The sequence below is a fragment of the Cupriavidus sp. YAF13 genome (genome assembly GCF_052113425.1).
Classification (GTDB): domain Bacteria; phylum Pseudomonadota; class Gammaproteobacteria; order Burkholderiales; family Burkholderiaceae; genus Cupriavidus.
On sequence record NZ_JBFRDD010000110.1, the window covers coordinates 1 to 7,628 of the forward strand.

At 64.6% G+C, this 7,628-nt stretch carries 6 protein-coding genes; 3 read left to right on the forward strand and 3 right to left on the reverse strand.

Going from position 1 to position 7,628, the window contains the following annotated elements:
* Positions 1 to 237: 237 nt before the first annotated feature.
* From hydA to AB4061_RS39940, 3 genes are all read right to left on the reverse strand, one after another.
* On the reverse strand, positions 238 to 1,653 hold the full coding sequence (gene hydA / locus AB4061_RS39930) for a dihydropyrimidinase (RefSeq protein WP_441641565.1): 1,416 nt from the start codon (positions 1,651 to 1,653) through the stop codon (positions 238 to 240).
* A 13-nt stretch (positions 1,654 to 1,666) separates the two neighbouring features.
* On the reverse strand, positions 1,667 to 2,395 hold the full coding sequence (locus tag AB4061_RS39935) for a maleate cis-trans isomerase family protein (RefSeq protein WP_441641566.1): 729 nt from the start codon (positions 2,393 to 2,395) through the stop codon (positions 1,667 to 1,669).
* A gap of 94 nt (positions 2,396 to 2,489) precedes the next feature.
* A complete protein-coding gene (locus tag AB4061_RS39940; RefSeq protein WP_183035833.1) occupies positions 2,490 to 3,788 on the reverse strand; it encodes an MFS transporter in 1,299 nt (432 codons plus the stop codon).
* Positions 3,789 to 3,969: 181 nt separating this feature from the next.
* Here AB4061_RS39940 and AB4061_RS39945 point away from each other — a divergent pair, with 181 nt between their 5' ends.
* The 3 genes from AB4061_RS39945 to AB4061_RS39955 all read left to right on the forward strand — a co-directional run bounded on the left by AB4061_RS39945 (position 3,970) and on the right by AB4061_RS39955 (position 7,324).
* Entirely contained in the window at positions 3,970 to 4,698 is a 729-nt protein-coding gene (locus AB4061_RS39945) for a GntR family transcriptional regulator (RefSeq protein ID WP_441641567.1), read from the forward strand.
* Positions 4,695 to 5,537 (forward strand): fumarylacetoacetate hydrolase family protein, encoded by an 843-nt coding sequence (locus AB4061_RS39950; RefSeq protein WP_441641568.1) that lies wholly within the window; start codon positions 4,695 to 4,697, stop codon positions 5,535 to 5,537. The genes AB4061_RS39945 and AB4061_RS39950 overlap by 4 nt, the downstream gene beginning before the upstream one ends.
* Before the next feature lie 521 nt (positions 5,538 to 6,058).
* On the forward strand, positions 6,059 to 7,324 hold the full coding sequence (locus AB4061_RS39955) for a M20 aminoacylase family protein (RefSeq protein ID WP_441641569.1): 1,266 nt from the start codon (positions 6,059 to 6,061) through the stop codon (positions 7,322 to 7,324).
* Positions 7,325 to 7,628 lie beyond the last annotated feature (304 nt).

The window sequence follows — 7,628 nt, forward strand, 5'->3', positions numbered from 1 at the left end:
TGTTTGAGCATCGCCTTAAGGTGTTTGAGCATCGCCTTAAGGCGATGTGAGTTTGGCCCCCGGCCGCTCTTTTTGGCTGACGACGAGGGGGTGTCGCCCCATCCGGCGCGCCTTCTTTGCCTACTTTCTTGGCAAGACAAGAAAGTAGGTCGCCTCCCCGGAGGGGAGGTGAAACTGCCTTTGACTTTAGGCTTTTGAATTTGAAGTTAAGCCACTCACGTCAACTCAACAACACCCTCAAACCAACGAAGGCGCCCCCGCCGGCAAGAACCTCCCCCGCCCCGGCGCCGGCTCCAGATACCTCCCATCCTCCACCAGCAATTCTCCCCGCGAGAAGCAATGCACCGGCCACCCGGTCACTTCAATCCCCTCATAAGGCGTGTAATCCACTGCATGATGCAAATCGCTATTAGCAATCCGCACCTTCCGCAAAGGATCCCACAAGGCGATATCCGCATCGGCGCCCACGGCAATCGTTCCCTTGCGCGGATACAAGCCATAGAGCCGCGCCGGCCGGTACGCAGTCAGCTCGACAAACTGATGCAACGAAAGCCGGCCTTGCGCGATGCCGTTGAACAGCAGCGGCAAGCGCGTCTCGATGCCGGGCACGCCATTGGGAATGTGGTCAAACGGCTGGGCCGTGCCGCCTAGCTTCTTGCCTTGCGGATCGTCATAGTTGAACGGCGCATGGTCCGAGGAAAACACACTGAACACGCCATTGGTCAGCGCACGCCAGACGGCCGCCTGGTTCTCCGGGTCGCGCGGCGGCGGGCTGCATACGCACTTGGCGCCTTCATAGCCGTCATCGCCAGGCAAGCCCATATCCTCGGCCGTCAGGTACAGGTACTGCGGGCAGGTCTCGGCCAGGATCGGCAGCCCCCTGCCCTGTGCCCAGCGAATCTGCTCGATCGCCTCCTTGCCGGAAACATGCACGATCAGGATCGGCACGTCGACCAGCTCGGCAAAGGTGATCGCGCGGTGCGTGGCTTCGCGTTCCACCAGCGCAGGCCGGGCCATGCCGTGGAAACGCGGCGAGATGCGCCCTTCCCCGACCAGCTTTTCAGTGAGCCACGAGATGCAATCCGCGTTCTCGGCATGCACCATCACCAGCGCATCGTTGCGCTTGGCCACGTCGAGCACGTCCAGCATCTCGCGGTCGGATAGCTTCAGATCGTCGTAGGTCATGTAGACCTTGAACGAGGTGTAGCCCTTGCGAATCAACTCGGGCAATTCATTCTGCAAGACTTCCGGCGTGGGGTCCGCCACGATCAGGTGGAAGCCGTAGTCCGCCACCGCGCGGCCTTCGGCGCGGCGATGGTAGTCCGCCACCGCTGCCTTGAGCGAGCCGCCCTTTTCCTGCGCCGCGAACGGGATCACCGTGGTGGTGCCACCGCACACGGCAGCGCGCGTGCCGGTGAGGAAATCATCCGCCATGCGCATGCCGTCGGGCATGGGCTGGTCCAGGTGGACGTGGCCATCCACGCCGCCCGGCAGCGCCAGCAGGCCGGTGGCATCCATCTCGCGCGCGGCGCGCGGCAGGTCATTGCCCAGCATGGCGATGCGGCCATCGCGCACGCCGATGTCGCAGGTGAAGCGGTCTGAGGCGGTGACCACTTCGGCGTTGCGGATGACAAGATCGAGTTCGGTGTTCATGCGCCCTGCTCCTTCATTCCACTTCGGCAAACAAGCGGCCCCAGCCGCGCAGCGCGCGCGTGTCCACGCCAGCCAGGCGCAGTGATTTCCACACCACGGTGGAGATGGTGTCGTAGACGGGGATGCCGGTCTCGGCTTCCAGCGCCTCCACCAGGTGCGCCGCGCGCAGGTTGGTGCAGAACGTGGTGATGGCGGACGGCTTGTGCTGCGCCACTTCGCGCACCATGCGTCGGATGGTGTCTTCTTCCACCTCGGCGAAGCTGTAGTTCACGTGCAGGTCGAGGTGGCGCTCGGCCGTGCAGCTAAAGCCGTTGCGCTTGTAGTTCTGCACGATGCGTTGCTGCACATCGTCGAGATAGGGCGTGACCAGGCCGAAGTCGCGCGCGCCGGTTTTTTCCAGGATTTCGTTCAGCGCCAGCACCGAGGTGGTGGCGGGAATGCCGGTTGCCTCGGTGATCTGACAGCACAGCGCCTGGTCTTTCTCGAAGCCGAGCCAGCCGGAAGAGGTGCCGTTCCATGCGATCACGTCCACGCGCGCGTCGGCCAGCAACTTGGCCGCGCCGATGATCTTGTCGAGGTCGAACTGGCCAAGGGCCTGGTCGCGCAGCGAGATTTCGGTGACGGTGAAGCGCGAGAAATGCGCGCTGACATTGGGCAGGCCGCTCACCATGGCGCTGGTGATGGGTTCCAGCGCGGTATTGGACGACGGCGTGAGCATGCCGAGAAGGGTGCGTTTGGTCATGGGGTAATGCTCTTTAGGAGATGCCGCGCCGCTGCCGGCGTGTGCCGGCGCGGCGCGTGCGACTGGTTGGCTAGCTGTGGAGAACGCGCTGCGCTCAGACCGGCAGCTTCTTCTCGTAGTCGATCGCGGTCGAGGAGATCAGCAGGCCCACGCCGGCCGCGGCAAAGAACATCAGCGCCAGGAAGTACGAGCCGGTGAACTGCACGATCATGCCGACGATGATGGGCACGGTGATGCCGCCGATATTGCCGCCCAGGTTCATGATGCCGCCCAGCACGCCCACCTTGTTGCGGGTGCCGAGGATCGACGGGATGCACCAGTACAGGCCGCACCAGCGCAGGAAGAACAGCGTGGAAGAGAGCAGGGCAACCACCACCACCGGATCCTTCACGTAAGCCACCGAGAAGATCGACACGGTAGCCACCACGGCGGCGATGCCGAACAGGGTGCGCATCACCAGGTTGGGCGCGCCACCGGCGGCCTTCCACTTGTCGGCGATCCAGCCGCCGATGAGTTCACCGATAAAGCCGGAGAAGAAGATGATGAAGCTGGCGCCGCCCATCTGCTTGATGTCGAAGCCGTGCACCTTGTTCAGGTAGTTGGGCATCCACGTCAGCAGGCCGTAGAAGACGCTGTTGAAGCACATCCAGCCGGTCGCCATGCACCACACGGAGCGGTACTTGAGGAAGTCGAGCGAGCGGCCCGACAGGTTGGCCGGCTCGGCGCGGTGCTCGCTGGCTTGCGCAGCTTCGATATAGCTCGCTTCCAGCTCATTGACGCCGCGGTGCTCGCGCGGCGAGTTGCGCACGTAGTACCACGCCAGCATGCCGGCCAGCACGGTGCCCACGCCAGCCACCACGAAGGCCAGGCGCCAGGAACCCAGCGCGGTGATCAGCCAGGTGATGATGATGGCGCCGAGCGCCGCACCTAGCGGCGCGCCGCCGTCCAGCAGGGTGGCGCCGCGGCCGCGTTCGTTCTGCGTCATCCAGATCGCATTGAGCTTGCCGCCGGCCGGGTAGATCGGCGCTTCGGCCGCGCCCAGCCCGAGCCGGGTCAGCAACAGCGCGCCGGCGCTGGTGCACACGGCCGCCAGGGCCTGGAACGCGCCCCAGAAGACGGTGGCGGTGGCGATCACGATGCGCGGCTTGTACTTGTCCGCCAGCATGCCGCCTGGAATCTGCATGACCGCGTAGGTCCAGAAGAAAGAGCTGAGGATCAGCCCCTGCATGGTGGGGCTGAGATCGAACTCCTTGGCGATCAGCGGCATCGCGACCGAGAGCGAGGCCCGGTCGATGTAGTTGATGGCGATGAGGAACAACATCATCAGGAAAATCTTCCAGCGCACGGAGCTCTTCGTCTCCGTTAGCGCTGCAGCCCGGCTTGTCGTTTGCATGACGCTTGTCTCCTTTGGGGGAATGTTAGGCGGTTTGTGTTGTGTGTCGCGCAACTGGAACGGAGTATAGGATACGTAATCTGTAATTACAACTGTCGTAAGTCATTGATTTTATTGTTATGCGAACGCACAATTTTGGGATGTGTTAGCCTTCTTGTGGTGCATGTTCCCCATCTCGGTGATGTCTGTGACTCAAACGCTTCCTAAATCCACCCGCCTGCGCACCCTCGGCATGTCGGCCGAAATCGCCGCGCGGCTGCGCACCATGATCGAGGAGGGCGAGCTGCCCCCCGGCGCGCGCATCGACGAGCGCGCCTTTTGCGAGATGTTCGATGTCTCCAAGACGCCGCTGCGCGAGGCGCTCAAGGTGCTGGTGTCCGAAGGCCTGGTGCTGCATCGGCAGTACATCGGCTACCGCGTGGCGCCGCTCGATCTTGATGAGCTGCGTTCCACCTTCGAGACGCTGCACGGGCTGGAGGCCACCGCCGGCGAACTCGCGGCGGCGCGCCTGTCCGAGGTGGCCATGGCGCGCCTGGAGCGCAAGCACCAGGCCATGCTGGAGGCGCACGCCGCCGGGCGGCGCACCGAGTACTTCCGCACCAACCAGGAAATCCACCAGCTGATCATCGACGGCGCGGCCAACCCTGTGCTGGCCGGCATCTACGCGATGTTGATGAGCAAGGTCCACCGCGCGCGCGGCGCCGCCAATGCGGATATGCTGCGCTGGCAGGAGTCGTTTGATGAGCACGAGGCCATCATGGCCGCGCTGCGCGAACCGGGCCGGCCGCGGCTGGCGCAGGTGCTGCGCCAGCATTCCGAGAACACTGCAAAAGAAGTCCTGACCGTGGTCGCGCGGACCCTTTCCGAGCCCGCCGGCCACATCGCCACCGAAGCCAAGGGGAAACGATGAAACTAGTACGTGTGGGTAAGCCGGGCGCGGAACGCCCGGGTCTGATCGATGCCGAAGGCCGCGTGCGCGACCTGTCCGGCGTGCTGGACGGCCTCGGGCCGCAGGCGCTGTCGGCCGAAGCGCTGGCGCGCCTGGCCAAGCTGGACCCGGCCACGCTGCCGGTGGTGCAGGCCGAGCGCTTCGGCGTGCCCTGGACCGGCATCGGCAAGATCGTGGCCATCGGCCTGAACTACGCCGACCATGCCGCCGAGGCGGGCATGGCGCTGCCGGCCGAGCCCATCGTCTTCCTGAAGGCCAACAGCTCGCTCAACGGGCCCAACGACCCGGTGATGCTGCCGCGCGGCTCCGAGAAGACCGACTGGGAAGTGGAGCTCGGCGTGGTGATCGGCAAAGTGGCGCGCGACGTCTCGCTCGCCGATGCGCTCTCGCACGTGGCCGGCTACTGTGTGGTGAACGACGTCTCCGAGCGCGAATTCCAGATCGAGCGCGGCGGCACCTGGGACAAGGGCAAGGGTTGCGACACCTTCTGCCCGGTCGGCCCGTGGCTGGTCACGCGCGACGAAGTGCCCGACCCGCAGGCGCTGGGCCTGTGGCTGGATGTCAACGGCCAGCGCGTGCAGAAGGGCAGCACCGCCACCATGGTGTTCGACGTGGCGACGCTGGTGAGCTACGTCAGCCGCTTCATGACGCTGCACCCCGGCGACCTGATCTGCACCGGCACGCCGCCGGGCGTGGGCATGGGCTTCAAGCCGCCGCGCTTTCTCAAGGCGGGCGACACCATGCGCCTGGGCATCGACGGCCTGGGCGAGCAGGGCCAGACGGTGGTGGCATACGCGTAAGGGCGGGCCAAAGCCACGCGCCATGACGACGGCTGAGCAAACCAGCGGCCGTGGACGAAGCCGCCGAACAGGCCAAAGCCGCGCGCCGTGACGACGGCTGTCTCTCCCTCTCCCCTCAGGGGGAGAGGGCCGGGGAGAGGGGTGGCTCAGCTAGGAGCCACTGGAAGCGAAGCCCGTGGTGTTTGGTGTTGTCCAATACGCAGGCGTAACGAGCGCCCGCCCTCTCCCCCATCCCCTCTCCCGCACACGGAAGAGGGGAGCACGACAACGCGGAGCTAGCATCGTGCCTGGCCCTAGTTGAGTCGCAAATCGTGTCGCCTGTACCGCTATCGACACCTGCCCCCACGCCCGCAAATCTCCCCATGATCCCAGCGAACGCGAGAACGTTCCCCGTTCGCAACAGTTGTTACCCTGATTTCGCTACAAAGGGTTAAACCGTTTGCGCTCTGCGCCCAGCGTGAAATACTGTTTTCTATACGCCCCCGCCTCGTAAAGGGGCCTCGAAGAAAACGAGTACTGCCATGTCAGAACACGCCCCCGAACTGATCGAGTCACTTCTTGCCGACTCGCACGCGACCCAGCCCGCCGCCTCCGCTCCCTCCGCTCCCCGCGCTTCACGATTCTGTGAACTGGCCGACACCGTCGACAGCCGCGCCGAGCTGGAAGCCATCCGCCACAGTATCCACCAGCACCCCGAGCTCGCCTTCGACGAAGTGCGCACCGCCGAGCTGGTCGCCACCCAGCTCGAAGGCTGGGGCTACGCGGTGACGCGCAGCATTGGCGGCACCGGCGTGGTTGGCACGCTGCGCCAGGGCGACGGTCCGCGCAGCATCGGCGTGCGCGCCGACATGGACGCGCTGCCCATTCATGAGCGCACCGGCCTGGCGTACGCCAGCATCCACGCCGGCAAGATGCACGCCTGCGGCCACGACGGCCACACCACCGTGCTGCTCGGCGCGGCGCGCCAGCTGGCCCGCACACGCAACTTCAACGGCACCGTCAACCTGATCTTCCAGCCCGCCGAGGAAATCGGTGCTGGCGGCGGCGCCGAGCGCATGCTCGCCGACGGCCTGTTCGAGCGCTTTCCCTGCGACGCGATCTTCGGGCTGCACAACCATCCCGGCGTGGAAGCCGGCACCTTCATGTTCCGCGCCGGCCCCTTCATGGCGGCCTGCGATACGGTCGCCATCACCATCCGCGGCAAGGGCGGCCACGCGGCCCGCCCGCACCAGTCGATCGACCCGATCCTGGTCGCCGGCAGCCTGGTGATGGCGCTGCAGAGCATCGTGTCGCGCAATATCGACCCGAACGAAACCGCCGTGGTCACCATTGGCACGTTGCATGCCGGGCATGTGCCCAACGTGATCCCCGAGAGCGCCAAGCTGGAGTTGAGCGTGCGGTCGTTCAGCCCCGATGTGCGGCGTACGCTGGAGGATCGTATCCGGCGGCTGGTGACCTCACATGTGGAGGGCTATGGCGCTACGGTGGAGATTGATTACATCCGGGGCTATCCGGTACTGATCAACAGTGAGCGCGAGACCGAGTTCGCCCGCCAGGTGGCTGAGGAACTGGTGGGGCCCGACAAGGTGGTGGCGAATTTCCCGCTGATCGCCGGGAGCGAGGATTTTGCCTACTTCCTGCAGCAACGGCCGGGGTGTTTTGTGCGGATGGGGAACGGGGCGGGGCAGCCTTTGCTGCATAACGCTGGGTATGATTTTAATGATGAGAATTTGACGGTTGGGGCGGCTTATTGGGCTAGGTTGGTGGAGAGGTATTTGGAGGTTTGAAGGGGGGGGCGGGGGGAGACCAGTTGGCTTTTGCTGTATTGGCTGGTGTTTTTTCAGCGATGATGGTTTTTGGACCCAAGTGCCATACGACATCCCCCTGCGGGGGCTGCCGGTCACTTTTCTTTGACCGGCAACGAAAACTAACGAAAAGAAAGCCGCCCTGCCGGGAGCAGAGCAATAAGGCTATCTGGGGGCCTGTCAGTTTTTTTGTGTGCAGGGCAGGTATAGACTCACCGTCGACTTGAGCGGTGAGTGCAGCATTATCTCAACGATGCGGATGGGTGAAGCGCTCCTCGTACAGGAT